Genomic DNA, 25,622 nt, shown 5'->3' with positions numbered 1-25,622 from the left:
AGTTCGAGAAAAGCCGAACAAAAGGTGCATTCCGGCGAAACCGAAACCGAAACCGGAGCCGGAAGCCAAAACGGAACGCGCCCTCAGGCCATTGCGCGGCGGCCAGCCAGCGCCCGGCCAAGCGTCAACTCGTCGGCGAATTCCAGGTCGCCGCCCATTGGCAGGCCCGACGCGATGCGCGTCACCGTCAACCCCGGGATATCGCGCAGCATCCGCACCAGATACGTCGCGGTCGCTTCGCCCTCGGTGTTCGGATCCGTCGCGATGATCACCTCGGAGATGTCCGACTCGCCAAGCCGGTTCAACAGCTGACGAATCCGAAGTTGTTCTGGCCCAATGCCGGACAGCGGATCCAGGGCCCCACCCAACACGTGGTAGCGGCCGCGGAACTCACGCGTGCGCTCCACGGCCTGCACGTCTTTCGGCTCCTCGACCACGCAGACAAGCGACTCGTCGCGGCGAGGATCACTACAGATGCGGCACCGGTCTTCGTCGGAGACGTTGCCGCACTCCGCGCAGAACTTCACGCCGTCGCGCACCCTGTTCAGCACGGCGGTCAGCCGGTCGATGTCAGGCGGCTCGACCGACAACAGGTGAAACGCGATCCGCTGCGCGCTCTTCGGCCCGATGCCTGGCAGCTTGCCGAGCTCGTCGATCAGATCCTGGACGGGGCCCTCAAACACCTGGCAATCCCAAACCGCCCATCCCGCCTGCGAGCGGTCCGAGCCGGTCGTGGGCCAGGATGGTGACCTGCTTGGCGGCATCGGCGATCGCGCCGACGACGAGGTCCTGCAGCGTCTCGACGTCGGACGGGTCGACGACCTTCGGGTCGATCGACAGGGCCACCACCTCACCGCTGCCCTTCATCGTGACCTGCACCAGTCCGCCGCCGGCCTGACCGTGCACCTCGGCATTGGCCAGCGCCTCCTGCGCCTCCATCAGCTGCTGCTGCACCTGCTGCGCCTGCGCGAGGAGTGCCGACATGTCGGGCGTGCCTCCGGGTTGCATGACTGGTCCCCTTGCGTGTTAGTTGCAGATGGGTCTCGACTTGGTTGCGCTCATCCACAAGCGGCGGTTCGGCCTTTCAGCCTAGTCGGCCGTGCCGTTACCGTGGCGCCGTGCACGTCACAGCCTGCCTGCGTGTCGGCGCCGCGATGGCCACCGCTCTGCTTGTCGCCGCGTCGACACTCGCCAGCCCCGCCTCCGCCGCCCCTGCCAACATCGCCGGGATGATCGTGTTCCTCGACCCCGGCCACAACGGCGCCAACGACGCCTCCATCAGCAGGCAGGTGCCGACCGGCCGGGGCGGCACCAAGAACTGTCAGGAGAGCGGAACGTCGACCGACGACGGCTATCCCGAGCACACCTTCACCTGGGACACCACGCTGCGCATCCGGCAGGAGTTGACGGCGCTCGGCGTGCGCACCGCGATGTCCCGTGGCAACGACACGGGCCTCGGCCCCTGCGTCGACGAACGCGCCGCGATGGCCAACGCGCTGCATCCCAACGCCATCGTCAGCATCCACGGCGACGGCGGCCCGCCCACCGGCCGCGGCTTCCACGTGCTCTACTCGTCGCCGCCGCTGAACCAGATGCAGGCGGGCCCGGCGGTGCAATTCGCCAGGACCATGCGCGACCAACTCGCGGCGTCAGGGTTCGTGCCGTCGACCTACACCGGCTCGAACGGCCTGGACCCCCGCTCCGACATCGCGGGCCTCAACCTGGCTCAGTACCCGTCGATCCTGGTCGAACTGGGCAACATGAAGAATCCCGTCGACTCCGGGCTGATGAAGACGCCCGAGGGCAGGCAGAAGTACGCCGAGGCCGTCGTGCGCGGCATCGCGGGCTTCCTTGGCACCCAGCCGCCCCGGGCCAGCTAGCCCTTCTCGACTTGGGCTTTCAGGTTCGCCAGCACTTCGTCCTGGATCTTGCGCAGTCCCAGCGGCGCGAACGTCTTCTCGAAGAAGCCGCCGATGCCGCCCGCGCCCTGCCACGACGTCTTGACAGTCACCGACGAGCCGGAACCGGCCGGGGCGACGGTCCAGTTGGTGATCATCGACGAGTTCGCGTCCTTCTCGATCACGGTGTGGCCCGCCACGTCGACGTTGGCCTTGACGTCACGCACCCGCGACTTGGTGGCCTGCAGCTTCCAGCTGGCGACGGTGCCCGCGCCCTGGCCGCCCTCGAGCACCTGGTAATCGCTGTAGTGCGACGACAGGATCTTCGGGCGCACGGTCGCGTAATCCGCCACCGCCGCCAGCACCACCTCCGGTGCGGCGTCAATCAAGACGGTGCTGGACGCGCTCACCTGACCCATGAGATAGCTCTCCTGTCCTCTCGGTGCGGTCGCATCGGCTGCGACCGCGGACTAGCGTATATCTGTGTCAGTTGAGGGGAGCGACGCACAGGCTGCGCACGCTGCGGGTGTGCAACGGCTGCTCGCCAGCTATCGAGAGATCCCGCCGAGCGCCACCGTGCGACTCGCCAAACCCACGTCGAACCTTTTCCGCGCCCGCGCGAAAACCACCGCCAAGGGGCTGGACACCTCGGGGCTGACCGGGGTCATCGCCGTCGACCCCGAGGCGCGCACCGCCGACGTCGCGGGCATGTGCACCTACCAAGACCTCGTCGCGGCCACCCTGCCCTACGGCCTCTCGCCGCTGGTGGTGCCGCAGCTGAAAACCATCACCCTGGGCGGGGCGGTCACCGGGCTCGGGATCGAATCGGCCTCGTTCCGCAACGGCCTGCCGCACGAATCCGTGCTCGAGATGGACATCCTCACCGGCTCAGGCGAGGTGCTCACCGCGTCGCAAGAGCAGCACGCCGATCTGTTCCGGGCTTTCCCCAATTCCTATGGGACGCTGGGTTATTCGGTTCGGTTGAAGATCGAGCTGGAGACGGTGCGACCCTTTGTGGCATTGCGGCATCTGAGGTTTCACTCGATCGACGACCTGGTGGCGGCCATGGACCGCATCATCGAGACCGGCGGCCACGACGGCACCCCGGTCGACTACCTCGACGGCGTGGTGTTCAGCGCCACCGAGAGTTACCTGACGCTGGGCTTCCAGACCGCGACGCCAGGCCCCGTAAGCGACTACACCGGTCAGCAGATCTACTACCGGTCCATCCAGCACCACTCAAATGCAGAGGGAGCCGAGAAGCACGACCGCCTCACCATCCACGACTACCTGTGGCGGTGGGACACCGACTGGTTCTGGTGCTCACGGGCATTCGGCGCGCAGAACCCGCAGATCCGGCGACTGTGGCCGCGGCGCTACCGGCGCAGCAGCTTCTATTGGAAGCTGATCGGCTACGACCAGCGGTTCAACATCGCCGACCGCATCGAGAAGCGCAACGGCAGGCCACCTCGTGAGCGGGTCGTGCAGGACATCGAGGTGCCGATCGAGCGCACCGCCGAATTCCTCGACTGGTTCCTGGCCAATGTGCCCATCGAACCGGTGTGGCTGTGCCCGCTGCGCCTGCGCGACGAGGGCGGTTGGCCGCTGTATCCGCTTCGCCCGCACCACACCTACGTCAACGTCGGCTTCTGGTCGTCGGTACCGGTCGGGCCGACCGAGGGATACACGAACAGGCTGATCGAACGCAAGGTGAGCAGTCTTGAAGGTCACAAATCGCTGTATTCGGATGCGTATTACTCCCATGATGAGTTTGACGAACTGTACGGCGGAGAGGCTTACAAGACCGTCAAGAAGACGTACGACCCTGACTCACGGCTGCTAGACCTGTATGCGAAGGCGGTGCAAAGACGATGACGACATTCAAAGAGCACACCCACGCGCCAGCGAGAAAGCTGACGCTGGCCGAGATCCTGGAGATCTTCGCGGCTGGGCAACTTCCGCTGAAGTTCACCGCGTACGACGGAAGCACGGCCGGGCCTGCGGATGCGCCCGTCGGCCTTGATCTGAAGACACCGCGCGGCACCACCTACCTGGCCACTGCCCCCGGCGATCTCGGCCTGGCGCGTGCGTACGTCTCGGGTGACCTTGAGCCTCTCGGTGTGCACCCCGGCGATCCCTACGAGCTGCTGAAGGCGCTCGCCGACAAGATGGACTTCAAGCTGCCACCGGCGCGGCTGCTGCCGAATATCATCCGCTCGATCGGCTTCGAGCATCTGAAGCCGATCGCGCCACCGCCGCAAGAAGCGCTGCCGCGCTGGCGTCGCATGGCAGAAGGCTTGCGGCACAGTCGGATTCGTGATGCCGAGGCAATACATCATCACTACGACGTGTCAAACACGTTCTACGAGTGGGTTCTTGGCCCCTCGATGACGTACACCTGCGCGTGTTACCCGACCCCGGATGCGACGCTGGAGGAGGCGCAGGAGAACAAGTACCGGTTGGTGTTCGACAAGCTGCGGCTGAAACCGGGCGACCGACTGCTCGACGTCGGCTGCGGCTGGGGCGGCATGGTGCGTTACGCGGCACGACAGGGTGTGAAGGCCATCGGCGTCACGCTGTCACAACAACAAGCCGCGTGGGCGCAGCAGGCCATCGCCGAGCAGGGGTTGTCCGACCTCGCCGAGGTGCGGCACAGCGACTACCGCGACGTGCGGGAGTCCGGTTTCGATGCGGTCTCGTCGATCGGTCTGACGGAACACATTGGCGTGCACAACTATCCGTCGTACTTCCGGTTCCTCAAGTCGAAGCTGCGCACCGGCGGGCTGTTGCTCAACCACTGCATCACCCGGCCGGACAACAGGAGCGCGCCGAGCGCAGGCGGGTTCATCGACCGCTACGTGTTCCCCGACGGTGAGCTGACGGGCTCTGGCCGCATCATCACCGAGGCGCAGGACGTCGGCCTCGAGGTGATCCACGAGGAGAACCTGCGCCACCACTACGCGCTGACGCTGCGCGACTGGTGCCGCAACCTCGTCGAGCACTGGGACGAGGCCGTCGAAGAGGTCGGGCTGCCCACCGCGAAGGTGTGGGGCCTGTACATGGCAGGCTCGCGGGTGGGCTTCGAGACCAATGTCGTTCAGCTGCACCAGGTTCTGGCGGTCAAGCTGGACTCGCATGGCCGCGACGGCGGGCTGCCGCTGCGGCCGTGGTGGACACCCTAGTGTCCTGCGCCGTAAATAGTGCGATTAATTGTAGACTGATTGGTGGCGCGTAGGGTAGGCCGGCTGTCGAGTTGGCGCTGACCGACGACGAATTCGAGACGTTGCAGCGGTGGGCTCGGCGGCGAAGTCGTCGCAGGCCTTGGCGCAGCGATGTCGGATCGTATTGGGTTGTGCGGCAGGAAATGCCAATAAGCAGGTTGCCGAGGAGTTGGGCGTTTCGCCGCAGATGGTCTGTAAGTGGCGGCAACGGTTCGTCGATAAGCGGCTCGACGGGTTGACCGATGAACCTCGTCCAGGTGCGCCACGCACAGTCCCAGATCCAAGCGCTCGATCGTTCCGCGCCGGTACTGCCGACGATGCCCGGGCTACCCGAACGTCGCACCCACGACTACATCCGTCACGGCATCACCACCTTGTTCGCCGCCCTGGACTTCGCGACTGGCCAGGTCTACGGTTCGATCCGTCGTCGGCATCGGGCAGCGGAGTTCAAGAAGTTCTTGGCCAAGCTCGACGACAACTACACCACCCACAAATCACCGGTGGTAGCGAAATGGCTTGCCTCTCATACGCGTTTCCACATGCACTTCACCCCGACGTACTCATCGTGGCTCAATCAGGTCGAGCGGTGGTTCGGCCTGCTGACCGACAAGAAACTGCGCCGCGGTGCACACCGCTCAATACAGGCCCTGGAGAAAGACATTCGCGACTGGATCGCAGCCTGGAACGACAACCAACAGCCCTTCGTCTGGACCAAAACTGCAGACGAGATCCTCGAACGCCTCAACTCATATCTTCAACGGATTCCCGGCGCAGGACACTAGGACAGCACATCGGGGCTGTCGGGAGAGCCTGCAAACCACCTACGACTGGTGCATCATCGGAGTCGGCTTTGGCGCTCAGCCCTGCAGGACCTCTGCCTTGCGGGCAGCGAACACGACGAATCCGGAGACGAAGGTGCCGACCGCGCCGACTAGAAGCGCGGCGTGTGCCCACGTCGAGCCTTTCGCAAGCATCGCCGTGACGATTGCTCCGGTCACGATCGACCCCGGTTGGGACAGCGCGTTGAGGAACCCGGTGCCCGTGGCGCGGCAGGCGGTGTCGTAGCACTCGCCCATGTACAACAGCATGGCGGCGTATGGGCCGATCAAGAAGAACAATCCGAGCGAGTAAAGAATGACCACGCTGATCATGCCTTGAGCCACCGTCAGCATCAGGGCGAACAGAATCCCCGAGATGATCCAACCGACGGCGATCACGTTGCGGCGGCCCAGCCGGTCACCGAGGAAGCCGTGCGCCAGGTAGCCGAGGTAACCCACGGCGTTCGCGACGATGAGCAGCACCAGCGAATTGGCGAAGCTGACCTTCTTACCCTCGGTGAGCACCGTGGTGCCCAGCACGGAAAACAGTTGCATGCCGGCCGAGTTGATGAACCACGCGGCACCGAGCACCAGGGTGTTACGTAACGCCTGGCCCCGGAAGATCGCCGCCAGCGGAGCGGCGGGCCGCTGGTCGACGCCGTAGGAGCATGCCAGCTCAGCGGCCTCGGCAGCCCGCCCCTGCTTGCGCAGCCTGCGCAGTTGCAGTTCCAGCTCGAACTGCGGGCTCTCGCGCAGCCCCCGCCGCATAAATGCGATGAGCACGGCGGGGAACACCGCGAGCAGGAAGCAGCCCCGCCAGCCGAGCACCGGTAGGAAGATTGCGATCCAAGCTGCGGCCAGGAGTACACCGAGGGGGAAGGCGCCCTGCACCAGACTGTAGATCAGGCCGCGACGCCGCTTGATCTTCTCGTCGTCGGTGACCGCGTAGATCTCGCTTAGATAGGTGGCGTTGACGGCTTGCTCGGCTAGACCGAAACCACCGAGGGACCGGACCCCGATGAGGTAGGCGGCATTCATCGTCGCCGATGAGAGGGCCGATGCCACCGCGGTGCCCGAGACGGTGAGGATCATCCCTTTGCGGCGCCCGATCCGGTCGGTGATCGGCCCGGCGGCCAGCGCGACGACTGCGGTGGTGACCGAGACGAGCGTGGAGACCAGAGACGCCGTCGCCTTGTCCCAGCCGAAACTGGCCGAGATCTGCGGCAGCAACGTGCCGAACATGATGAAGTCGAAGGCTGCGAAAAGCCAGGCGAAGAAGGCGATGATCGTCGCCTTGCGGGTGGCGCGACTTTCTACTCGTTGAAATGAGTTGGCCGGGCGAGTGACGCCGCTCTCGGATACGGCGGACATGGCGTGCCCCTTCAGAATTGGTGGGAAGGAAATGATTGGGCTCTCCGGACCGCCGGAAACCGCTCAGGGAGTCAGATCGATAAGCCCCTTCCAGCGCGTCAGCAGGATGTGCCGCCGCTGGAAGATGTGCGAGTTGAATCTGCGCGAGCTAGCGCACGTCGAGTCGTCCCCGCCGTACGAGCCGAGTACCCGTCACCGCATCGGCGTTAAAACCAAGAGCGAGAGAACTATTCGTAACCAACGATCGCTCCGGCGATGACCGGCGAACCCGATGTGGTCGCGGCGGTTGGCGCCGTCGGGACGGCGCGTGTGGTCACCCGGTGGCGGCGCGCGGTGACATATTTCATGTAAGTCATATTAACGCGAAAATCCACGCGGTGCGAATACGGACCAGACATACCGGCAACTCGCGCTCGTCACACTCGGGCAACTTCTGCCAACGCCCATGCAGACCGTGCATTCAGTGACGAGGAACACGGGCATCGATGGCGAAATGGTGCTGCACGCTGACGCAGCCGTTCTGGCACGCCATCCTTCGCGGAACAGCGCCGGACACCGCTTGCCGAAAGCTGAGTCGATCAACGACATACGTGATCGCGGTATCGGCGATACAGCCGTTCAGTCGCGACAGTGTGCGGTTGGCCGGACCGGCCGCCGATCTGCCACCGATCGTCGACCCGAACTACGTCGACGCCGCCGTCATGCCCTCGCTACCGTCGACCAACACGCCGGCAACCGTCTATACGATCGCGGAAACGGGCCGCAGCGCTGATTGAGTGCCCACGCGTCAGCGCATCAACGCCACGAACTGACCGACGCTCGCGCGCCGACTACCAAGGGTGATGTGTCCGCGGCTAGTGCTCGTCGATGCGACGTGCGCCCAGTTCGGACTGCAGCAATTCCAGCGCGGCTTCCTCGGGGTCCCGACGCACGACCTCGGAGGTGTCGCTGCCGGCCTCGGCCAACATGTCCTCCTCGTCGTCGTCGCGCGGCGGAGGCGCGGAGGCCGCCACACTGTTGGGTTCCGGCGCTGCAGCGCCAGGGGCCGCAGCCCCCACCTCGCAGCGGATCTTCCAGTCGACGCCGAGCGCATCCTTGAGCGCATCGCGGATGACGTCGGAGTTCCGTTGCTCCACAAGGCGTTTTGCCAACGGCGCGGACTCGTGACTGAGCACAAGGGTGTCGCCCTCGACGGCGCGCACGATGGCACCCGCCAGCATCACGTCGATGGTGCGGCTGCGTTGGCGCACCTTCTCGCGCACCGTCGTCCACATGCTGCGCACCGAGGCGGCGTTCAGTTCACCCCCGACCGGAGCTGTGGGCGGCGCTTCGACGACCGGGTCCGAGGGCGGGCGCACCGGAGGCGGTGACGCGGGCGGTTCAGGCGCCGGCTTGGGTGCCGGAGCAACCGGCGCCTCGACCTTGGGGGCAGGCGGCGGGGTCTGGCTCTTGCGCGCGAACTGCTTCTGCGGAGCGGGCGGCTGTGACGCGGCAGCCTCGCCGGCAGGGATCGAAAGGTCCAGCCGGGTTTCTATGCGTTCGACGCGCTGCAGCAGCGCCGCCTCGGTGTCGCTGGCCGAGGGCAGCAGCAGCCGCGCGCACACCACCTCGAGCAGCAACCGCGGCGCGGTGGCGCCGCGCATCTCGCCGAGCCCGGCGTGGACCACCTCGGCGTAGCGGGTCAACGTCGCGGTGCCGATCCGGGTGGCTTGTTCGCGCATCCGCTCCAGCACGTCCTCGGGCCCGTCGACCACGCCACGCGCGATCGCGTCCGGCACCGACTGCAGCACGATCAGGTCGCGGAACCGCTCGAGCAGATCGGTGGCGAACCGGCGCGGGTCGTGCCCGGCGTCGATCACCGCTTCGACCGCCCCGAACAGCGCGGCGGCATCGCCCGCCGCCAACGCGTCGATCGCGACGTCGATCAGTGCGACGTCCGTGGCACCGAGCAACGCCAGCGCCCGCTGGTAGTCGACGCGATTTCCTTCCGCACCGGCGAGCAGTTGGTCGAGCACCGACAACGTGTCGCGGGGCGATCCGCCGCCCGCCCGAATCACCAAGGGGTACACGGCATCGTCGACGGAGACGTCCTCGGCCGCGCAGATGCGTTCCAGCAGCGACCGCATGGTTCGCGGCGCCAGCAGCCGGAACGGGTAGTGGTGGGTGCGCGACCGGATGGTCGGCAGCACCTTCTCCGGTTCGGTTGTGGCGAAAACGAAGATCAGATGGTCCGGCGGCTCCTCGACGATCTTCAGCAGCGCGTTGAAGCCGGCCGTGGTGACCATGTGCGCTTCGTCGACGATGAAGATGCGGTAGCGCGACTGGGCGGGTGCATAGAAGGCGCGGTCGCGAAGCTCGCGAGTGTCGTCGACGCCGCCGTGGCTGGCCGCGTCGAGTTCGACGACGTCGACGTTGCCAGGCCCATTCGGGGCCAGCGCCACACAGGAGTCGCACACCCCGCACGGCGTCGGCGTTGGGCCCTGCACGCAGTTCAGCGAGCGGGCGAGGATGCGCGCCGACGACGTCTTCCCGCAGCCCCTCGGCCCCGAGAACAGGTAGGCGTGGTTGATCCTGCCCGCCGCGAGCGCCGTACACAGCGGCTCGGTGACGTGCTCCTGGCCCACCACATCGGCGAAGGTTGCCGGTCGATACTTCCGGTAGAGCGCCACGCTCAGCAGGCTACCGGCGCGGTCCGACGTCCGGTCACGTCAGTCCTTCAGAAGCGACTCGGTCGCCGACAGCAGCGCACAGGTGGCCAGGCCGTCGATTGCGTCGCGCAGCTCAGGCAGCCCTGGGAACGACGGCGCGATCCGGATGTTCTTGTCCTCCGGGTCTTTTCGATACGGAAACGCCGAGCCTGCCTCGGTGACGGCGATGCCCGCATCCTTGGCCAGCGCGACGGTGCGCTTCGCGGTGCCGGGCAGCACGTCGAGGCTGACGAAGTACCCGCCCTTGGGATCGGTCCAGGAGGCGACCTTCGACTCCCCCAGTCGGTCGGCGAGGATCTCCTGCACCAATGCGAATTTCGGCGCCAGAATCGCCTGGTGACGCTGCATCTGTAGACGCACCCCGTCGGCGTCGCCGAAGAACCGCAGGTGGCGAAGCTGGTTGACCTTATCGGGGCCGATCGACTTCTTGCCTGCGTACTGCAGGTACCACGCGATGTTGCCGAGCGAGCCCGCGAAGAAGCTGACCCCCGCACCGGCGAACGTGATCTTCGACGTCGACGAGAACACCAGCGGCCGGTTCGGGTTGCCGGCAGCCTCGGCCAACCCCAGCACGTCGACCTGCTGGACGAAGTCGTGCGTCAACGTGTGGACCGGGTAGGCGTTGTCCCACATCAACCGGAAATCGCTTGCTGCCGTTCGCATTTGAACGAGACGACGCACGGTCTCCCAGGAGTAGGTGGCACCGGTGGGGTTGGAGTACACGGGCACGCACCACATGCCCTTGATCGCGGGATCGGACGCGACGAGCTCTTCGATCAGGTCGACGTCCGGGCCGTCCTCGCGCATCGGCACGGTGATCATCTCCACGCCGAGGGTCTCGGTGATCGCGAAGTGCCTGTCGTAGCCGGGTGCCGGGCACAGGAACTTGACGACGGGCTCCTGCAGCCACGGTCGGGGCGAATCGACGCCGCCGTGCAGCATCGAGAACGTCACCACGTCGTGCATCAGCTCGAGGCTGGCGTTGTTGCCCGCGATCAGATTGGGCACGCCGATGCCGAGCAGCTCGCCGAAGATGGCCCGCAGTTCCGGCAGGCCGTGCAGGCCGCCGTAGTTGCGGGTGTCGGTGCCGTCGCCGTCACGGAAGTCGTCACCGGGCAGGCTCAGCAGTGCGTTGGACAGATCGAGCTGCTCGGGTGACGGCTTGCCGCGGGTCAGGTCCAGCTTCAGCTGCTTGGCCTGCAGGTCGGCGTAATTGCGGGACTGCAGCTCATGCTGGGCCCGCAGTTCGTCACGGCCGAGAGACAAAAACGACACGGCGCGCCTTTCCGATAAGCCGTGAGCAGAAGGGGACCCCGCGCACCCGCCAGAGCCCATTGACCCTTGCTGCCTTCCGGCCCTGGGGGAGTTCACAGGATGGACGCCGCGCGGGGTCCGTAGCGAGTGTAATACCCGGCCGCCCAGCGACTCCACGAGGCAACTAGCACCGTCGGCTAACATGGCCCGCGGAGGATTCGCCTAGTGGCCTATGGCGCTCGCCTGGAACGCGGGTTGGGTTAACAGCCCTCGCGGGTTCAAATCCCGCATCCTCCGCACTTGGCCCGGAGTGCGACCGGCCGGCCGAACGGCCCGGGCGCACTCCGGGCAGATAACCAAGTAGGAGGGCTATGAGCCGCACCGTTGCGGTGGTTTGGCACGCGTCGTTTTCTGTCGCCGCCGGTGTCCTCTACTTCTTCTTCGTGTTGCCGCGGTGGTGGGAACTGGCCGGCGACACCTCGCACACGCTCGGCACGGTGCTGCGCATCGTCACCGGTGCCCTGATCGGCCTGGCCGCGCTGCCGGTGGTGTTCACCCTGCTGCGCACGCGGCGCCCGGAGTTCGGCACACCGCAGTTGGCGCTGCGACTGCGCACTTCGTCGATCGTGTTGCACGTCCTGGCGGGTGTGCTGATCATCGGCACCGCGATCAGCGAGATCTGGCTCAGCTTGGACAGCGCAGGCCAGTGGCTGTTCGGCAGCTACGGCGCCGCCGCGGCCATCGCACTGCTCGCTGTCTTCTCGTTCTATCTGGCCTTTGTCGCCGAACTTCCGCCGCCTCCGCCCAAACCGCTCAAGCCGAAGAGGGCCAAGCGCAGTCGCCGGGGCCGCAAGGACACCGAAGACGCGACCGAGGAAGTCACAGAAGAGACCACCGAAGACGTCACCGAAGACAGCACCGAAGAAAGCACCGCGGACGCTCTGGAGTCGGAGTCCGAGGAGAGGCCTGCCGAGGTCACCGCGGAGGTGGACGAGCCGGAGTCGAAGGCCGAAGAGCCCGAGCCCACGGTGGAAGGCGACGAATCCGAGCCGGAGTCGACGAACGGTGGTCTGCGCAACCGCAGGCGCAGGCGGCTGCGCGTTCGCGGCTGACAGCGATGCCGAAATGGGCGTGGCCCGTCGCGGTGCTACTCGGGGTGGCACTGACCGGCTGCCACGTCGAGCCCGCCCGCGCGAGCACGCCGGAGTTCGACCTCGATCAACCGTTCCAGGTCAGCGGCGGCCAGGAGGCGCGCAACCCCGCCGAAAAGCTGCGCCTGACGTTCACCGACCTGCTGGAAGACTCACGCTGCCCCACCGAGGTGGAGTGCTTCTGGACCGGCCAGGCCCGCATCGCGATCTCCGTGCAGCCCGAGGGCGGCAGTGCCACCCGCGTCGAGTTCAACACCAACCCGGCGCCGGGCCAGACAGTCAAGGAGGCGACCGTCGGACGGCACCGCATCGAGTTGGTCGCCCTCGATCCCTATCCGCAGACGCCTGACGAGCGGATCGAATTCGAGGACTACCCGGCCACCCTGGTGGTGCGAACCCGGTAACCCCGGATTCAGCGGACGGCAGTTCGGGCACTATAGATCCATGCGCATACTTCCCTGGCGGCGGCCGGTTGCGGCATTGCTGGCCGTGCTCGCCGTCGTCGCGGCCCTGGTCGCGCCCGCGACCGCAGCGGCCGCACCCGTGGACATCACCGCCGCGGCCGCGGCCGTCGAACCTGCCGTCGTCCAGATCACCACCAAGATCGACTATCAGCAGGCCATCGGCACCGGCACCGGCATGGTCATCGACCCCGGCGGCGTCGTGTTGACGAACTATCACGTGGTCGCGGGCGCCAACACCATCACGGGCACGGTCGGCGGACGCGACTACCCGGTCGATCTGGTCGGCTACGACCGCAAGAACGACATCGCGGTGCTGCAGTTGCGCGGAGCTGGCGGGCTGCCGACGGCACCGATCGGGGACTCCGCCCAGATCGTCGTCGGCGAGCCGACCGTCGGACTCGGCAACGCCCGCGGGGTGGGCGCGCCACTGACCCACGAGACGGGGCCGGTGACCGCGCTGAACCAGACCGTCAACGCCGAGGACGCCTTGACCGGTAGCTCCGAGGAGGTCAGTGGCCTGATCGAGGTCGCGGCCGACGTGCGGCCCGGCGATTCCGGCGGCCCGCTGGTCAACGGTGCCGGGCAGGTCATCGGGGTGGTCACCGCCGCGTCGGTCAACTACCAAATGGGCCCTGCTGGAAAGGGTTTCGCGATACCCGTCAACAACGCCATGGCTATCGCAGGCCAGATCCGGTCCGGCGCGCCTTCGCCGTCGGTGCACATCGGACAGCCGACACTGCTCGGCGTCGGTGTCGGAAGCCAACCGCGTCGCGGCGGCGGGATCATCGTGCGCGACGTGATGATCGGCGGACCCGCCGGTCAGGCCGGCCTCGCCATCGGCGACGTGCTGACGAACATCGACGGAGTCGAACTGGACTCGGCCACCACGCTGACCTATGTGCTGGATCGGCACTACCCCGGTGACGTCGTCGATCTGACGTGGATCGACCGCAGCGGTCAGCAGCGCACCGGCAAGGCGACTCTGGTTTCGGGCCCATAGAAACCCCGGGCACCCTATGCTGAGCGAGTGCACAACACGGCTCCCTTTCGCGTCGTCCAGTGGACGACGGGCAATGTCGGAAAAAGCTCCGTAGCGGCCATCGCCGCCAATCCCACGCTGGAGCTCGTCGGCTGCTTCGCATGGTCGAAGGACAAGGTCGGCCGCGACGCAGGCAAACTCGCGGGCATCGCGCCACTGGGCGTCGAGGCGACCGATGACGTCGACGCCCTGCTCGCGCTCAAACCTGACGTCGTCGTCTACAACCCGATGTGGGTCGACGTCGACGAACTGGTCCGCATCCTGTCCGCGGGCGTCAACGTGGTGTCGTCGGCGTCCTTCATCACCGGGCACAATCTGGGGGCCGACCGCGACCGCATCGAAGAGGCGTGCAGGCAGGGCGGCACCACCATGTTCGGCTCGGGCGTCAGTCCGGGCTTCGCCGAACTGCTGGCCATCGTCGCGGCCAACGGGTGCGCCAGAGTCGACAAGGTCACCATCGCCGAGGCGTCGGACACCACGTTCTACGACTCACCGGACACCGAGAAACCGTGCGGCTTCGGGATGCCGATCGACGATCCGAATCTGGCATCGATGGCATCGAAGGGCACGGCTGTCTTCGCCGAAGCGGTCCGCCTGGTCGCCGACGCGCTCGGTGTCGAACTCGACGAGATCGTGTGCGAGGCGGAATACGCGCAAACCACCGCGGATGTCGTGATGGACTCCTGGACGATCGAAGCCGGTTGCGTGGCAGGCGTTTTCGCCAGTTGGCAGGGCCGCGTCGGCGGCAGGACCGTCGTCGACCTCAACGTGCGGTGGCGTAAGGGGCAGACGCTGGACCCGGATTGGAAGGTCGAAGGGGACCCTTGGAAGATCACGATCGAGGGCCTGCCGACGGTCACCATGCAGGTCGGTTTCCTGCCGCCGCAGGACTTCATCGAGAACGCCAAGTCGATGGCCGATTTCATGTCACTCGGCCACATCATCACCGCGATGCCACCGATTCACGCGATTCCCGCCGTCGTCGGCGCTGCGCCCGGCATCGCCACGTACAACGACTTGCAGTTGCCCCTCCCGCGAGGTGTCGTGCCGCAGACCTAGCGGCGACCCGCGAGGCGTTTCTTCCGCGCCTGCGGTTCCGCTCCGCGGTAGCGCGCACCGTATCTCGGCACCGTGAGCGCACCGGCGTGCCGCGCCGCGGTGATCGCGTTGCGCATCGGCCGGGCCAGGCCGGCGAACGACGCCATGTCGAGCATCATCGGGGTCAGCAGCCTGTTGTGCACGAACGCGAAGGCACTACCGGATGCCGGATCGGCCCAGCCGAGCGTGCCGCCGAGGCCGATGTGGCCGAAACCCTTGAGCAGTCCCGGAATCGGCGACTCGTGGTAGCCGAGATGGAACGGCATCGGCACGACGATGTTGAGGTCCGGCCACGGTTTGGGGTGGCCGATCAGACCCCGCGTCAGTTCCTCGGACAGGAAATGGATGCCGTCGATCATGCCGCCATTGGCGATCGCGGCGTACATCCTCGCCAGGCCGCGCGCCGTCACGACGCCGTTGGCGGCGGGCACCTCACCGTCGAGGAACGGAATATCGCCCTGGACAAATGATTTGATGCCGGGGAAGAACATCGCCCCGAACGCGCCGGACAGCGGCAGGCCCGCAACCTTCGGCGCCACGAAGTCGAACACCGGATTGGCGTGCGCGCTCTGCGGGGCGAGAATCTGTGCAGCCTTCGTCGGCGAGCCCTCCGGTGGGCGGCCGAGGTGCAAACCGTCGGTGTCGAGCGGGCGGGCTATTTCGTCGCGGATCAGCTCGCGCATGCCCTGGCCGGTGACGGCGCGGGTCAGGCCGGACAGGATCCAGCCGTATGTCAGCGCGTGATAGGCCGGCCAGCCGTGCAGGTGGTCGACCGACGCGGCGGCCAACCGCTCCTCCATCAGCTTGTGATCCAGCAGTTCGGCCTTGCTGACCCCCTTCAGATGCGACAGCCCCGAGCGATGGCGCAGCACATCGCGGATTGTGATGTTGCCCTTGCCGTTCGCGCCGAACTCGGGCCAATAGGTGGCGACGGGCTCGTCGTACGCCAGCTCACCCCGGTCGACGAGCCGGTGCACGACGGTGGCCGCCACCCCCTTGGTCGCGGAGAACACCATGGCGCCGGTGTCGCTGGTCCACGGCTGCTCGCCCGCACGGTCGGACCAGCCCGTCCAGACATCGACCACCGGGCGTCCGTCGATGTACACCGACAGCGCGCCGCCGCCGAACCGTCGTCCGGGGAACAACCCGGCGAACACGCGAATGACGTTGGCGAACCGCGAATCCGCGGCACCGTGCACCCCGCGCGGCAGGCCTTCTTCGGCACGAAGCACAGACGCCTTTGTCATACCGCCAACTTTGCGTCGACTACGCCGCCGCGCGCGCGGATTCGCGAAAATCAGCCGACCACTTGCAGCACCACCGCCTGCAGCCGCGCTGCCGGCGGGCCCTCGACGACGACGTCCTTGAGGATCTTGGCCTGATTGCCCTCGACGGTGAACTCGCCCGGCTGCGGCAAGTTACCGCCGTGCACTTCGTACTTGACCGTGAACGGCGTGGTCGGCAGTGGATGGAAGCCAATGTATTTCGGCTCGATCGTGTACTTGTAGACGCAGCCGGGGCCGGGATCACACAGTTGTTCCGTGACCGCGACGTTGATGGTGAACTCCCTGGCGGTCGGCACCGACGCAGGCAACGGGGGCGGCGGCGGCGGCGCGGCAGGCGTCCGCGGCTTGGAGTGGTCGCCGAAGATCATCGCCGCAACAATGCTGATTCCCCCGATTAGCATCGCGACGATCGCGAGCGCGGCGAGCAATTTGCGGACGGTCTGCATCGAGTCCAGTGTGGCAGACGCCTTCCGCCCTACCGCGGCTTATTCGCCCGCGTCAGCGCACGATCCAAACGCAGGGTCGATGGCGCAGTGGCCTGCTGCGGCCGCAGGCGACATCGTGAAATAAACGACGCCCGCGGCGAACACGGCCACTCCAGCCGCAATCACGATCCGGAACATTTCCCTCCCACTGTCAGCTAACGGCGGGAACCCCTCGAGTTATTGTTGCTTCCGTCAGTTTAGCCATATTGTTGCGTTATCAACAAACGAATGGTGAAAGTCATCCACAAAAGAGCAGGCGCGCAGACACGCAGGCAAATTGGTACTCCCGCGAACCGTAAAAGCGCGTCTTGCTCACTGCAGTGAGGCAAATGCATATGTACCCGATACCGCCGGCGAAGAAACCGAACATTCAACGGATACGTCACTTCCAGCTAATTTTGCCGGACGCGCTGCCGATCGCTATGGTCCTCCTCGGGAGGAATCGGTAAGTGGCAGGCACACAACTACGGGGTTGGTATCCGGATCCGTCGGGCGCGCCGCGGCAGCGCTACTGGGACGGCCAGCAGTGGACCGGTCATGCGCCGCCGCGGCCGACACTGAGCGCGGCCGGGCTGTGGCTCGGGCTCGGTGTCATCGCGGTCGTCGCGGTGCTGTTCGCCGGCTGTTCAGCGATGATCGCCGCCAGTTCCCGATCGCACTCGGCCGCGAACGCCGATCGCTTCCGCGGCGCCACGGGCGTGCTCGGCGCACCTGTGCACGACGGCAATTTCGAGTTCGTCGTCGCCGATGTGCACACCACCGAGTGGCGCGCCGAACCGCGCGCACGGGGTCAGTGGATGGTCGCGACGATGACGGTGCGCAACATCGATGACGAGGCGCAGGACTTCGTCGCCAACAACCAGAAGTTGGTCGACTTCGACGGGCACACGTATGCCGCCGACGCTGCGGCCGCGGTCGCGATGAACAACACCTCAATGGTGATCACGATGGATCCCGGCGCACACATCACGGTCAAGCTGCCGTTCGATGTGCCCGAGGACACGACGCCCGAGGCGGTCGAACTGCACGACTCGGTGTTCTCCGACGGGGTTCGGGTGCGGATGGCGCGGCCTAGCGCGTCATCTCGTCCTTGAGCGCGGTGACAAACGCGTCGACATCGGCTTCCGTGGTATCGAACGAACACATCCAGCGCACATCGCCTGCGGTCTCGTCCCAGAAGTAGAACCGGAATCGCTTCTGCAGCCGCTCGGAGACGTCGTGTGGCAGCCGCGCGAACACCGCATTGGCCTGCACCGGGTAGAGCACCCGCACGCCGTCCACGTTGCGTGCGCCCTCGGCCAGACGCTGCGCCATCTCGTTCGCATGCCTGGCGTTGCGAAGCCAAAGGTCCTTGGCCAGAAGGGCTTCCAGTTGCACCGAGACGAAACGCATCTTGGAGTGCAGTTGCATCGACAGCTTGCGTAGATGCTTCATGTGGCTGACGGAATCATGGTTGATCACCACCACCGCCTCACCGAGCAGCGCACCGTTCTTGGTGCCGCCCAGCGAAAGGATGTCAACGCCGACGTCGGAGGTGAACGCGCGCATCGGAAGATCAAGCGACGCAGCTGCATTCGCGATTCTGGACCCGTCCACGTGTACCCGCATGTTCCGCGCGTGGGCGTGCGCGCAGATCACCCGGATCTCCTCCGGCGTGTACAGCGTGCCCAATTCGGTGCTCTGGGTGATCGACACCACCTGCGGCATCGCCCGGTGCTCGTCGGCCCAGCCCCACGCCTGCCGGTCGATCAACTCCGGGGTCAGCTTGCCGTCGAGGGTAGGCACGGTCAGCAGCTTCAGCCCGCCCATCCGTTCCGGCGCGCCGCCTTCGTCACAGTTGATGTGCGCCGTGTCGGCGCACACGACAGCGCCCCACCGATCGGTGACAGCTTGCAGAGCAAGGACATTCGCACCCGTGCCGTTGAAGACCGGGAATGCTGCTGCGTCCTGGCCGAAGTGTCCGCGGATGATGTCCTGCAGGTTCTCGGTGTATGCATCGTCGCCGTAGGCGACCTGGTGCCCGCCGTTGGCCAGCGTCAGCGCGGCCATGATCTCCGGGTGCACACCTGCGTAGTTGTCGCTGGCGAAGCTGCGTACGTCGGTGTCGTGGTGCCGCTGGGCATCGGTGTGCGGCGCGTTCACCGGCTCACCGGGTTGCCGTCGTCGTCCCAGTTCGCGGCCACCTTCTTGCTGGGCTGTACACGAGGCGGCTCACCCGGCATCTTCGGATAGTTCGGCGGGTAGGGCAGATCACCCAGCCCGCGTTCCTCGTCGGCCTTCACCATCTCCATCAGTGGGTCTAATGACTGCGCGACCGAATCGATTCCCTCCCACGGATCGGCGCGGCCTGCGACGAAGTCCGGCGCGGTGAGGATGGTGTAGTCGTCGGGATCCGCATCGCGCAGTTCGTCCCACGTCAGCGGCATCGACACCGTCGCGATCGGGGTCTTGCGCGCCGAGTACGCCGACGCGAACGTGCGGTCGCGGGCATTCTGGTTGTAGTCGATGAAGATTCGCTTGCCCCGTTCTTCCTTCCACCACGACGTGGTGACCGCATCGGGTGCCCGCCGTTCCACCTCACGGGCCAGCGCGATGCCTGCCCTGCGCACCGCGATGAAGTCCCAGTCCGTCTTGATGCGCAGGAACACGTGCACGCCGCGACCGCCGGAGGTCTTCGGGTAGCCGACCAGGCCGAGTTCGTCGAGCACCGGCTTGAGCACGTCGACGGCGACAGTTCTGGCCTCCTTGAAGGCGGTGCCCGGCTGCGGATCGAGGTCGATCCGCAGTTCGTCGGGATGCTCGGTGTCGGCGCAGCGCACCTGCCACGGATGCAGTGTGATGGCGCCCATCTGCGCGGCCCACACGATGGCGGCGGGGTGATTCACCTTGAGCGCGTCCGCTGTTCGGCCCGACGGGAAAGTGACCACGCAGGTCTCGAGGTATTCCGGAGCGTGCTTGGGTATACGCTTCTGGTAAATCTCTTCGCCGTCGATGCCGTCGGGGAACCGCTGCAGGTGGGTGGGTCTATCACGCAAGGCGGTCAGCATCGGACCGCTGGCGACGGACACGTAGTACTCGACGAGCCTGCGTTTGGTGCCCTTGTCGCCGAGCTTCGGGAAATAAACCTTGTCGGGGTTGGTGAACCGGACCTTGATGCCGTCGACGTCGAGTTCTTCTGCAGGAGTTGCCATCTCAAGCTTCTCCCGTCGCTTCGTCCCCCTGCGCTTCGCGCGGGAGGTGCCCCCACGCCCCGGATGACTCCAAGACGTCGTAGAGGTCGTAGTTCAGCGGAACGTCGAGTTGATCGAAGGTGCAACTGGCCGGATCGCGGTCCGGCCGCCACCGGATGAACTTCACCGCATGCCGGAATCTCGTGCCTGCAACGGTGTTTCCCTCCATCTGGTCATAGGCCACCTCACATACCTTCTCCGGACGCACCGGGATCCACCGCTTGTCCGCCGCTGAATTCCAGCGACTGGGATCGCCCTCGCGCATCTCGTCGCCTTCACGCAACGGCTCGAGTTCGGCCAGCAGCTTGAGCCGGTCCTTGGCGGTGAACGACGCGGCGCCACCGACCATCTGGAGTTCACCGTCGTCGCGGTAGAGGCCCAGCAGGATCGAGCCGATGCCTTCGCCGCTCTTGTGGATGCGGTAACCCATCGCGACGCAGTCGGCGTCGCGGGCGTGTTTCACCTTGACCATCTCCCGCTTGCCAGGCAGATACGGGCCGTCCAACCGCTTGGCGATCACCCCGTCCAGGCCGGCGCCCTCGAACGTGTCCAGCCATTGCGCGCCCCGCTCCGGATCCTCGGTGGTGCGGGTGACGTGGCACCACTGCTCTTCATTCACGCCGTCGGCCAGCGCCTGCCGCCGCACCCGGAAGGGTTCCTTCATCAGCGACGTATCGCCGATGGCCAGCGCGTCGAAACCGATGAAGTGCGCGGGCGTCTGTTCGGCGAGCATCTTGATCCGGCTCGCCGCCGGGTGGATGCGCTGCGACAGCGACTCCCAGTCCAGCCGGATGCGGCCGCCGATCTCACGCGGCACCACCACCTCGCCGTCGAGCACGCAGCGCTGCGCGACCTCGTCGAGCAGCGCCTGCTCCAGCTCAGGGAAGTACCGGCCCAGCTCCTTGCCGTTGCGTGACTGGATGACGACCTTGTCGCCGTCGCGGAACACCAGCGCGCGAAACCCGTCCCACTTCGGTTCGTAGGACCAGACCCCTGGCTCGGGTGGCACCTTGGCCTGGGCTTTGGCGAGCATCGGCTCCAACGGTGGCAACACGGGGAGGTCCACGCAGTCCATACTCACGTAGACCGGTGACACTGGGCAATGTCATCGGCCGCGTAAGAATGGGTCCGTGCGCCTGCCCGTGATGCCGCCGGTGTCGCCGATGTTGGCCAAGCCGGTGCGGTCGATGCCTCCTGACGCGTCGTACGAACCGAAGTGGGACGGGTTCAGGACCATCTGCTTCCGCGACCGCGACGAGGTGGAACTGGGCAGCCGCAACGAACGGCCGATGACCCGGTACTTCCCGGAGTTGGTCGACGCCGTCGTCGCTGAGTTGCCGCCACGTTGCGTCATTGACGGCGAGATCGTCATCGCCGGGGAGCGGGGTTTGGACTTCGAGGCTTTGCAGTTGCGGTTGCACCCGGCCGCGTCGCGGGTGCGGATGCTCGCCGAGCAGACCCCGGCCGATTTCATCGCGTTCGACCTGCTCGCCCTCGGCGACGACGACTACACCGGCCTGCCGTTCAGCGAGCGGCGCGCCGCGCTGGTCGACGCGTTGGCAGGCGCAGGACGCACCGTTCATCTGACGCCGGCGACCACCGATATGGCGACCGCCGGGCGCTGGTTCACCGAATTCGAGGGCGCCGGGTTGGACGGGCTGATCGCCAAACCGCTGACGCTGACCTATCAGCCGGACAAGCGGGTGATGTACAAGATCAAGCACGAGCGCACCGCCGACTGTGTGGTGGCCGGCTACCGGGTGCACAAATCGGGCGACGACGCGATCGGCTCACTGATGCTCGGGCTGTACAAAGACGACGGCGCGCTGGCCTCGATCGGCGTCATCGGCGCGTTCCCGATGGCCGAGCGGAAGCGGCTTTTCACCGAGTTGCAGCCGCTGGTCACCACGTTCGACGAGCACCCGTGGAACTGGGCGGCCCACGTGGCGGCCCAGAGCGCGCCTCGGCGGTTCGAAGGGTCGCGGTGGAATGCGGGCAAGGACCTGTCGTTCGTTCCGCTCCGGCCCGAGCGCGTGGTCGAGGTGCGCTACGACTACATGGAAGGCGAAAGGTTCCGCCACACCGCACAATTCAATCGGTGGCGGCCCGACCGCGATCCCGCCTCCTGCACGTTCGACCAGCTGGAACGGCCGGTGCGCTTCAATCTCGGCGATATCGTGCCTGGACTCGGCTGAGCAGGGATACTGCCACGATGGCGTTCACACATGCGATGGCCGCCGCCCTCGCCGTCACCTGCGCCGCGGTCGGGCTGGCGAGCCCGGCGTGGGCGGACACCCAACTCGACGGCGACTACACCTTCGTCGACGGCCCGACCAGCACGACGTGGAGCATCACCACGCAGTGCAACGCCGCGCGCACCTGCGGGGGAACGATCTCGACGTCGCGGGGTTGGGTCGGAGCCATCAACAGGGTGGACGGCGGACCGTGGACAGCCGAACGGCGTGCGGTCGCCGACGCATGGACGTGCGCGGACGGCAGCACCGGCCCGGCCGACCTGCTGTACTCCTTCGATCCGGAAAGCCTGGCAGGCACGGCCACCCTGACGTCGAAGCCGGGCACGTGCAACGACCCCAACTCGCAGCAGGGCCAACAGCCGGTCAGCTTGCAACCGGCCTAGCTACGGCCGGTCCGTCGGGAGCAGCGGCCCCAGCGGCCCCAGGTCGATGTTGAGGTCCTCCGGTGTCAGGTCGAAATGGTCGCGGAGTTCGGCCATCTTCTCTTCGAGCAGCATCAGCGTCGTGCCGACCCGCTCGATCTGTTCGTCGGTCAGCGCGCCTTCCTCGACGCGACGGATCGCCTGCCGTTCCATCAGTTGACGCAACAACTCCACCAGCGTCAGCACCAGGCTGACCAGGCCGCGCTCGACGCTTTCCGGATCCGAGTTGATCCGTTGTCGCGCTGTTCCCGTCATCGCTGACCCTCCGGCGTTTCCTCTTCGGACAACAACGAGCTGACCGACGAGATGAGCGTGCGCAATGAGATCACCACCAGATCCACGTCGGCGACGGACAGCACCACCTCACCGGTGATCACGACGCCGCCTGCCAGCACGCGGTCTAGCAGGTCCACCAGCGCGATGCGCCGATCCTGCTGCGCGGGAAGCACTTCGGTCATTGGGTCACCGTTTCGCCTGCGAACGAGTACGGCGGCCATGGCCCCGTCGTTTCCATGGTCAACCTGTCGGTCGACATCGCCAGTGCCACCACGGTTTCGCGGAACAGCGCGACAGCATCGGAGTCGACGAGGTAGGTGCCGTTGAGCACGGTGAGGTCATCCCTGCCGGACAGGCTGCGGTCCGGTGGTGGTTTGCGTTTACCGTCGACGGCGTAGCGCATCAATGTGGCGTGGATGCGGTCCGCTTCGGCAGCCGCGGCCTGGCACACCTCCTCGCGCGACGCCAATTCCCGGCGACGACGCATCAAATAAGCTGTGCCCGTGCGTGTTCCATTGTGTTGCTGTCCCGCGTTCTGGGCCAGCAGCTGCTTCGGATCGGCATATATCTTGACGCCCACTTCGGCGCGGCCTGTCAATCGGCTCAATGTCTGCTCGAACGCTGCGTGGCGGTCGGCCAGCAGTTCGCGGACTCGATCGTCGTCCAGATACACGGTGGCCATCCGCACGGGAATCACGGCCGCGATCTCGGCCACCGCGGTGATCACCGCGTCGTGCGCGCGCGCCTTCTGCGCCACCCAATCGAGGTCTTCCAGGTTGCGGCGCAACGCCTCTTCACCGAACTCGTCGAGGCTGACAGCGCCGACGACGGCGGCAAGCCCGGCGGCCACCACCCGGTGGACCCGTTCGGAGTCCACGCCTCGCAATCCGGTCAGCCGATCCTCGGCCCAGTCGTCGTGGGTGATCGCGTAGACCCAGACGGCGTCAGCGCTCATCGGTGTACTCCGCCGGTCGCGCCCGCACCTCGCGACGTTGCCCGTTGCCCTGTTCCAGTCGCTCGATTCTGGCCCTCAGTTGCTCGTTCTCGAGTTGCAGATCGGTCTTCCTGCCGGTGAGCCAGGGGTCGTTCTCCCACCAGTCGATGCCGACCTCCCTCGCGGTGTCGAGAGAGGCGATGACCAGACGCAGCTTGATCGTCAACAGCTCGATGTCGAGCAGATTGACCTTGATGTCGCCGGCGATGACTATCCCCTTGTCCAGCACCCGCTCCAGAATGTCGGCGAGGTTGGCCGACTGCGGGCTCGCGACGCCGCTCGAGTAGCCGCCGCGGGGAACCAGGCTGTCGTCCCCGATCGTCACCTGCCCTCACCTCCCCTGGTCTGGCCCCGCAGATAGCGCTGGGTTCTGCGGAACCCCAAGAGTTCTCCGTCGGCGTCCAACTCGACCTCGTAGAGCGCGAGCACGTCCGACGACGAGGGGATCCGGCGGTCCTCGATCACCTCGAATTCCACCACCCAACCGTCCTGGTCCGTCATTTCGACCGACGTCATCGCGGTGGGGTCCATGCCGTTCAGTTCGGTGATGTACTCCTTCGCCGCTTCCGCAGCATCCCGCGCGCTCAACGGCGGTTGCTCGGCTTGTCGTGTACGTTGGGCCATCGTCCTCATCCGTCCTCATCCGGTGCGTCGCGCGCCATACGCGGCGAAATACGTTCTGCCAGAATTTGTTCCTGCGCTTGGCGCTCCTGTTCTTCGGTGATCTCGCCACGCTGGCGGGCTTCTTCGAGCTCCTCGAGCTGACGTCGGGTCCGAGCAGGATCGTGCAACTCCTGGTTGACCTGTCGCTCGATCAGTTCGCCGAGGGCAATGACGCCGCGCACCGGCAGCAGTGGCCAGGTGAACAACGACGAGACGATACCCATGTCAGCCCACCGGTTTGCGAGTGACAACGAAGTCATACGCCGCCAAGGGTCCCAGCATGTGGAGTTCCACTCTGCCGCCCCAGCTTTCGGCCAACTCGTCGACTTTGTCCTGCAGCTCTTCTTGCCGGTCGACCTCGGCGAGCAGGGCGATGTTCACCGCGTCCAGTTCGTGTGTCGGCTGCCGCACGTTCACCTGCTTCGCCAAGTCACCGAGCGCTTCGACCGCCGCGTCGGTATCCGCTGCCCGCTTCGCGTCGAGCGCCTTGACGACGACTTCGCCGAGCGCCATCCGCGCCTGCCGGGAGGCGTCTTCGGACATACCTGCCATCTTGTCGCGAAGTTTCTGCGCCTCAGCGCTTTCCGCGATCACCTCGCGCAGAATGCTGTCCTCGTCATAGCGGCCCTTCACAATGTACTCCGCGTGGCCCTCGAGTGCGCGCAGCGCCTCGGCGAACTCGTCGTGGTTCGCCTTGAGTAGTTCCTCCGCGACGGACTCCTCATCGCTCATCACGGCACCGAAGCGCATCGGCAACACCGGCGCCACTGCGGCCGTTCCGTCGAGCAACCGGGCATGCGCTCGTAGGCATTCCGGTTTGCCCAGCGGCTTGTCGGTGGGCACGGAGCTCACCAGTGCGGCGATGTCGCCTTCGCGGATCACCTCCACCGATGCGGGCGGATCGCCGACGCCTTGCGCATGTTCTTCGACTTCCACGTCTGCGGGCACGATCCCGTACACGTAGACGGCGGTCGCCTTGTCAGCCATGA

The 25,622-nt window shown here is 66.2% G+C and carries 29 protein-coding genes, 1 tRNA gene, 1 other RNA gene and 1 pseudogene; 13 read left to right on the top strand and 19 right to left on the bottom strand.

Annotation, left to right across the window (positions count from 1 at the left end):
* Nucleotides 1-83: 83 nt before the first annotated feature.
* Entirely contained in the window at nt 84-683 is a 600-nt protein-coding gene (gene recR, locus A5724_RS04455; RefSeq protein WP_067796821.1) for a recombination mediator RecR, read from the bottom strand.
* Nucleotides 676-1,008, bottom strand: a complete 333-nt coding sequence (locus A5724_RS04450) for a YbaB/EbfC family nucleoid-associated protein (protein ID WP_067796818.1) — start codon at nt 1,006-1,008, stop codon at nt 676-678. The genes recR and A5724_RS04450 overlap by 8 nt, the downstream gene beginning before the upstream one ends.
* 146 nt (nt 1,009-1,154) lie before the next feature.
* Between A5724_RS04450 and A5724_RS04445 the strand changes: the two genes are divergently transcribed.
* On the top strand, nt 1,155-1,880 hold the full coding sequence (locus tag A5724_RS04445) for an Rv3717 family N-acetylmuramoyl-L-alanine amidase (RefSeq protein ID WP_067796904.1): 726 nt from the start codon (nt 1,155-1,157) through the stop codon (nt 1,878-1,880).
* Here A5724_RS04445 and A5724_RS04440 read toward each other — a convergent pair.
* Nucleotides 1,877-2,317 carry an SRPBCC family protein gene (locus tag A5724_RS04440; protein WP_067796815.1) on the bottom strand — a complete coding sequence of 147 codons (441 nt, stop codon included), beginning with the start codon at nt 2,315-2,317 and terminating at the stop codon, nt 1,877-1,879. The two genes, A5724_RS04445 and A5724_RS04440, sit on opposite strands and share 4 nt — an antisense overlap.
* Before the next feature lie 64 nt (nt 2,318-2,381).
* On the opposite strand from A5724_RS04440, the gene A5724_RS04435 reads away from it, so the two are divergent.
* The 3 genes and pseudogenes from A5724_RS04435 (at nt 2,382) to A5724_RS04425 (ending at nt 5,901) form a co-directional block, all read left to right on the top strand.
* A complete protein-coding gene (locus tag A5724_RS04435; protein WP_067796813.1) occupies nt 2,382-3,773 on the top strand; it encodes an FAD-binding oxidoreductase in 1,392 nt (463 codons plus the stop codon).
* Nucleotides 3,770-5,080 (top strand): class I SAM-dependent methyltransferase, encoded by a 1,311-nt coding sequence (locus tag A5724_RS04430; protein WP_067796810.1) that lies wholly within the window; start codon nt 3,770-3,772, stop codon nt 5,078-5,080. The genes A5724_RS04435 and A5724_RS04430 overlap by 4 nt, the downstream gene beginning before the upstream one ends.
* Before the next feature lie 71 nt (nt 5,081-5,151).
* Nucleotides 5,152-5,901: pseudogene (locus tag A5724_RS04425) on the top strand (helix-turn-helix domain-containing protein).
* Nucleotides 5,902-5,976: 75 nt separating this feature from the next.
* On the opposite strand, the gene A5724_RS04420 reads toward A5724_RS04425, so the two are convergent.
* Nucleotides 5,977-7,308 carry an MFS transporter gene (locus A5724_RS04420; RefSeq protein ID WP_067796807.1) on the bottom strand — a complete coding sequence of 444 codons (1,332 nt, stop codon included), beginning with the start codon at nt 7,306-7,308 and terminating at the stop codon, nt 5,977-5,979.
* A 485-nt stretch (nt 7,309-7,793) separates the two neighbouring features.
* On the opposite strand from A5724_RS04420, the gene A5724_RS33580 reads away from it, so the two are divergent.
* Nucleotides 7,794-8,084, top strand: coding sequence for a hypothetical protein (locus A5724_RS33580; protein WP_156752125.1), 291 nt, complete (start codon nt 7,794-7,796; stop codon nt 8,082-8,084).
* A 78-nt stretch (nt 8,085-8,162) separates the two neighbouring features.
* On the opposite strand, the gene A5724_RS04410 is transcribed toward A5724_RS33580, so the two are convergent.
* From A5724_RS04410 to ffs, 3 genes are all read right to left on the bottom strand, one after another.
* Complete coding sequence (locus A5724_RS04410) at nt 8,163-9,977, bottom strand: DNA polymerase III subunits gamma/tau (protein WP_067796801.1); 1,815 nt, start codon at nt 9,975-9,977, stop codon at nt 8,163-8,165.
* 39 nt (nt 9,978-10,016) lie between these two features.
* Nucleotides 10,017-11,291: an aminotransferase class I/II-fold pyridoxal phosphate-dependent enzyme gene (locus A5724_RS04405; protein WP_067796798.1), complete on the bottom strand. Its 1,275-nt coding sequence runs from the start codon at nt 11,289-11,291 to the stop codon at nt 10,017-10,019.
* 27 nt (nt 11,292-11,318) lie between these two features.
* An RNA gene (ffs, locus tag A5724_RS04400) (signal recognition particle sRNA small type) lies at nt 11,319-11,413 on the bottom strand.
* Nucleotides 11,414-11,481: 68 nt separating this feature from the next.
* Between ffs and A5724_RS04395 the strand changes: the two genes are divergently transcribed.
* The 5 genes from A5724_RS04395 (at nt 11,482) to A5724_RS04375 (ending at nt 14,983) form a co-directional block, all read left to right on the top strand.
* Nucleotides 11,482-11,567 (top strand) — tRNA-Ser (locus A5724_RS04395).
* 74 nt (nt 11,568-11,641) lie between these two features.
* Complete coding sequence (locus A5724_RS04390; RefSeq protein ID WP_067796795.1) at nt 11,642-12,382, top strand: hypothetical protein; 741 nt, start codon at nt 11,642-11,644, stop codon at nt 12,380-12,382.
* Nucleotides 12,383-12,387: 5 nt separating this feature from the next.
* Nucleotides 12,388-12,825 carry a hypothetical protein gene (locus A5724_RS04385; protein ID WP_067796792.1) on the top strand — a complete coding sequence of 146 codons (438 nt, stop codon included), beginning with the start codon at nt 12,388-12,390 and terminating at the stop codon, nt 12,823-12,825.
* A 40-nt stretch (nt 12,826-12,865) separates the two neighbouring features.
* Nucleotides 12,866-13,885 (top strand): S1C family serine protease, encoded by a 1,020-nt coding sequence (locus A5724_RS04380; protein WP_067796789.1) that lies wholly within the window; start codon nt 12,866-12,868, stop codon nt 13,883-13,885.
* A gap of 27 nt (nt 13,886-13,912) precedes the next feature.
* Nucleotides 13,913-14,983 carry a dihydrodipicolinate reductase gene (locus A5724_RS04375; protein ID WP_067796786.1) on the top strand — a complete coding sequence of 357 codons (1,071 nt, stop codon included), beginning with the start codon at nt 13,913-13,915 and terminating at the stop codon, nt 14,981-14,983.
* Here A5724_RS04375 and A5724_RS04370 read toward each other — a convergent pair.
* Together A5724_RS04370 and A5724_RS04365 are read right to left on the bottom strand one after the other, a co-directional pair.
* Nucleotides 14,980-16,269, bottom strand: coding sequence for a serine hydrolase domain-containing protein (locus tag A5724_RS04370; protein ID WP_067796783.1), 1,290 nt, complete (start codon nt 16,267-16,269; stop codon nt 14,980-14,982). The two genes, A5724_RS04375 and A5724_RS04370, sit on opposite strands and share 4 nt — an antisense overlap.
* Before the next feature lie 50 nt (nt 16,270-16,319).
* Nucleotides 16,320-16,754 carry a hypothetical protein gene (locus A5724_RS04365; RefSeq protein ID WP_067796780.1) on the bottom strand — a complete coding sequence of 145 codons (435 nt, stop codon included), beginning with the start codon at nt 16,752-16,754 and terminating at the stop codon, nt 16,320-16,322.
* Between the two features lie 488 nt (nt 16,755-17,242).
* On the opposite strand from A5724_RS04365, the gene A5724_RS04360 reads away from it, so the two are divergent.
* Nucleotides 17,243-17,887, top strand: a complete 645-nt coding sequence (locus tag A5724_RS04360) for a DUF4352 domain-containing protein (protein ID WP_067796777.1) — start codon at nt 17,243-17,245, stop codon at nt 17,885-17,887.
* Here the strand turns inward: A5724_RS04360 and A5724_RS04355 are convergent.
* The 3 genes from A5724_RS04355 to A5724_RS04345 are packed head-to-tail and all read right to left on the bottom strand — an operon-like array spanning nt 17,865 to nt 21,098.
* Entirely contained in the window at nt 17,865-18,935 is a 1,071-nt protein-coding gene (locus A5724_RS04355; protein WP_067796775.1) for a low specificity L-threonine aldolase, read from the bottom strand. The two genes, A5724_RS04360 and A5724_RS04355, sit on opposite strands and share 23 nt — an antisense overlap.
* Complete coding sequence (ligD, locus tag A5724_RS04350; RefSeq protein WP_067796772.1) at nt 18,932-19,984, bottom strand: non-homologous end-joining DNA ligase; 1,053 nt, start codon at nt 19,982-19,984, stop codon at nt 18,932-18,934. The genes A5724_RS04355 and ligD overlap by 4 nt, the downstream gene beginning before the upstream one ends.
* A gap of 1 nt (nt 19,985) precedes the next feature.
* Entirely contained in the window at nt 19,986-21,098 is a 1,113-nt protein-coding gene (locus A5724_RS04345; protein WP_067796769.1) for an ATP-dependent DNA ligase, read from the bottom strand.
* 55 nt (nt 21,099-21,153) lie between these two features.
* Between A5724_RS04345 and A5724_RS04340 the strand changes: the two genes are divergently transcribed.
* Together A5724_RS04340 and A5724_RS04335 are read left to right on the top strand one after the other, a co-directional pair.
* Nucleotides 21,154-22,218 carry an ATP-dependent DNA ligase gene (locus tag A5724_RS04340; protein ID WP_067796767.1) on the top strand — a complete coding sequence of 355 codons (1,065 nt, stop codon included), beginning with the start codon at nt 21,154-21,156 and terminating at the stop codon, nt 22,216-22,218.
* 17 nt (nt 22,219-22,235) lie between these two features.
* Entirely contained in the window at nt 22,236-22,661 is a 426-nt protein-coding gene (locus A5724_RS04335; RefSeq protein WP_067796764.1) for a hypothetical protein, read from the top strand.
* Here A5724_RS04335 and A5724_RS04330 read toward each other — a convergent pair whose 3' ends face one another.
* Genes A5724_RS04330 through A5724_RS04300 form a run of 7 tightly spaced genes read right to left on the bottom strand, consistent with a single transcriptional unit; the run spans nt 22,662 to nt 25,620 of the window.
* On the bottom strand, nt 22,662-22,955 hold the full coding sequence (locus tag A5724_RS04330; protein WP_067796761.1) for a gas vesicle protein K: 294 nt from the start codon (nt 22,953-22,955) through the stop codon (nt 22,662-22,664).
* The gene (locus A5724_RS04325) at nt 22,952-23,158 is read right to left on the bottom strand and encodes a gas vesicle protein (RefSeq protein WP_067796758.1); all 207 of its coding nucleotides are present in this window, start codon (nt 23,156-23,158) and stop codon (nt 22,952-22,954) included. Before A5724_RS04325 ends, A5724_RS04330 begins: the two co-directional genes overlap by 4 nt.
* Complete coding sequence (locus A5724_RS04320) at nt 23,155-23,931, bottom strand: GvpL/GvpF family gas vesicle protein (protein ID WP_067796755.1); 777 nt, start codon at nt 23,929-23,931, stop codon at nt 23,155-23,157. The genes A5724_RS04325 and A5724_RS04320 overlap by 4 nt, the downstream gene beginning before the upstream one ends.
* Nucleotides 23,921-24,295 carry a gas vesicle protein gene (locus A5724_RS04315; protein ID WP_082964850.1) on the bottom strand — a complete coding sequence of 125 codons (375 nt, stop codon included), beginning with the start codon at nt 24,293-24,295 and terminating at the stop codon, nt 23,921-23,923. Before A5724_RS04315 ends, A5724_RS04320 begins: the two co-directional genes overlap by 11 nt.
* A complete protein-coding gene (locus A5724_RS04310) occupies nt 24,292-24,594 on the bottom strand; it encodes a gas vesicle protein (RefSeq protein WP_067796897.1) in 303 nt (100 codons plus the stop codon). Before A5724_RS04310 ends, A5724_RS04315 begins: the two co-directional genes overlap by 4 nt.
* 5 nt (nt 24,595-24,599) lie before the next feature.
* On the bottom strand, nt 24,600-24,857 hold the full coding sequence (locus A5724_RS04305; RefSeq protein WP_067796752.1) for a gas vesicle protein GvpG: 258 nt from the start codon (nt 24,855-24,857) through the stop codon (nt 24,600-24,602).
* Nucleotide 24,858: 1 nt separating this feature from the next.
* Nucleotides 24,859-25,620: a GvpL/GvpF family gas vesicle protein gene (locus A5724_RS04300; RefSeq protein ID WP_067796749.1), complete on the bottom strand. Its 762-nt coding sequence runs from the start codon at nt 25,618-25,620 to the stop codon at nt 24,859-24,861.
* Nucleotides 25,621-25,622: the final 2 nt, after the last annotated feature.

Origin of the sequence: Mycobacterium sp. ACS1612, assembly GCF_001667505.1 — a bacterium.
Lineage (GTDB): Bacteria > Actinomycetota > Actinomycetes > Mycobacteriales > Mycobacteriaceae > Mycobacterium.
The sequence above is the reverse complement of the archived record's forward strand: the minus strand, read 5'-3'. Positions and strand labels throughout refer to the sequence as shown.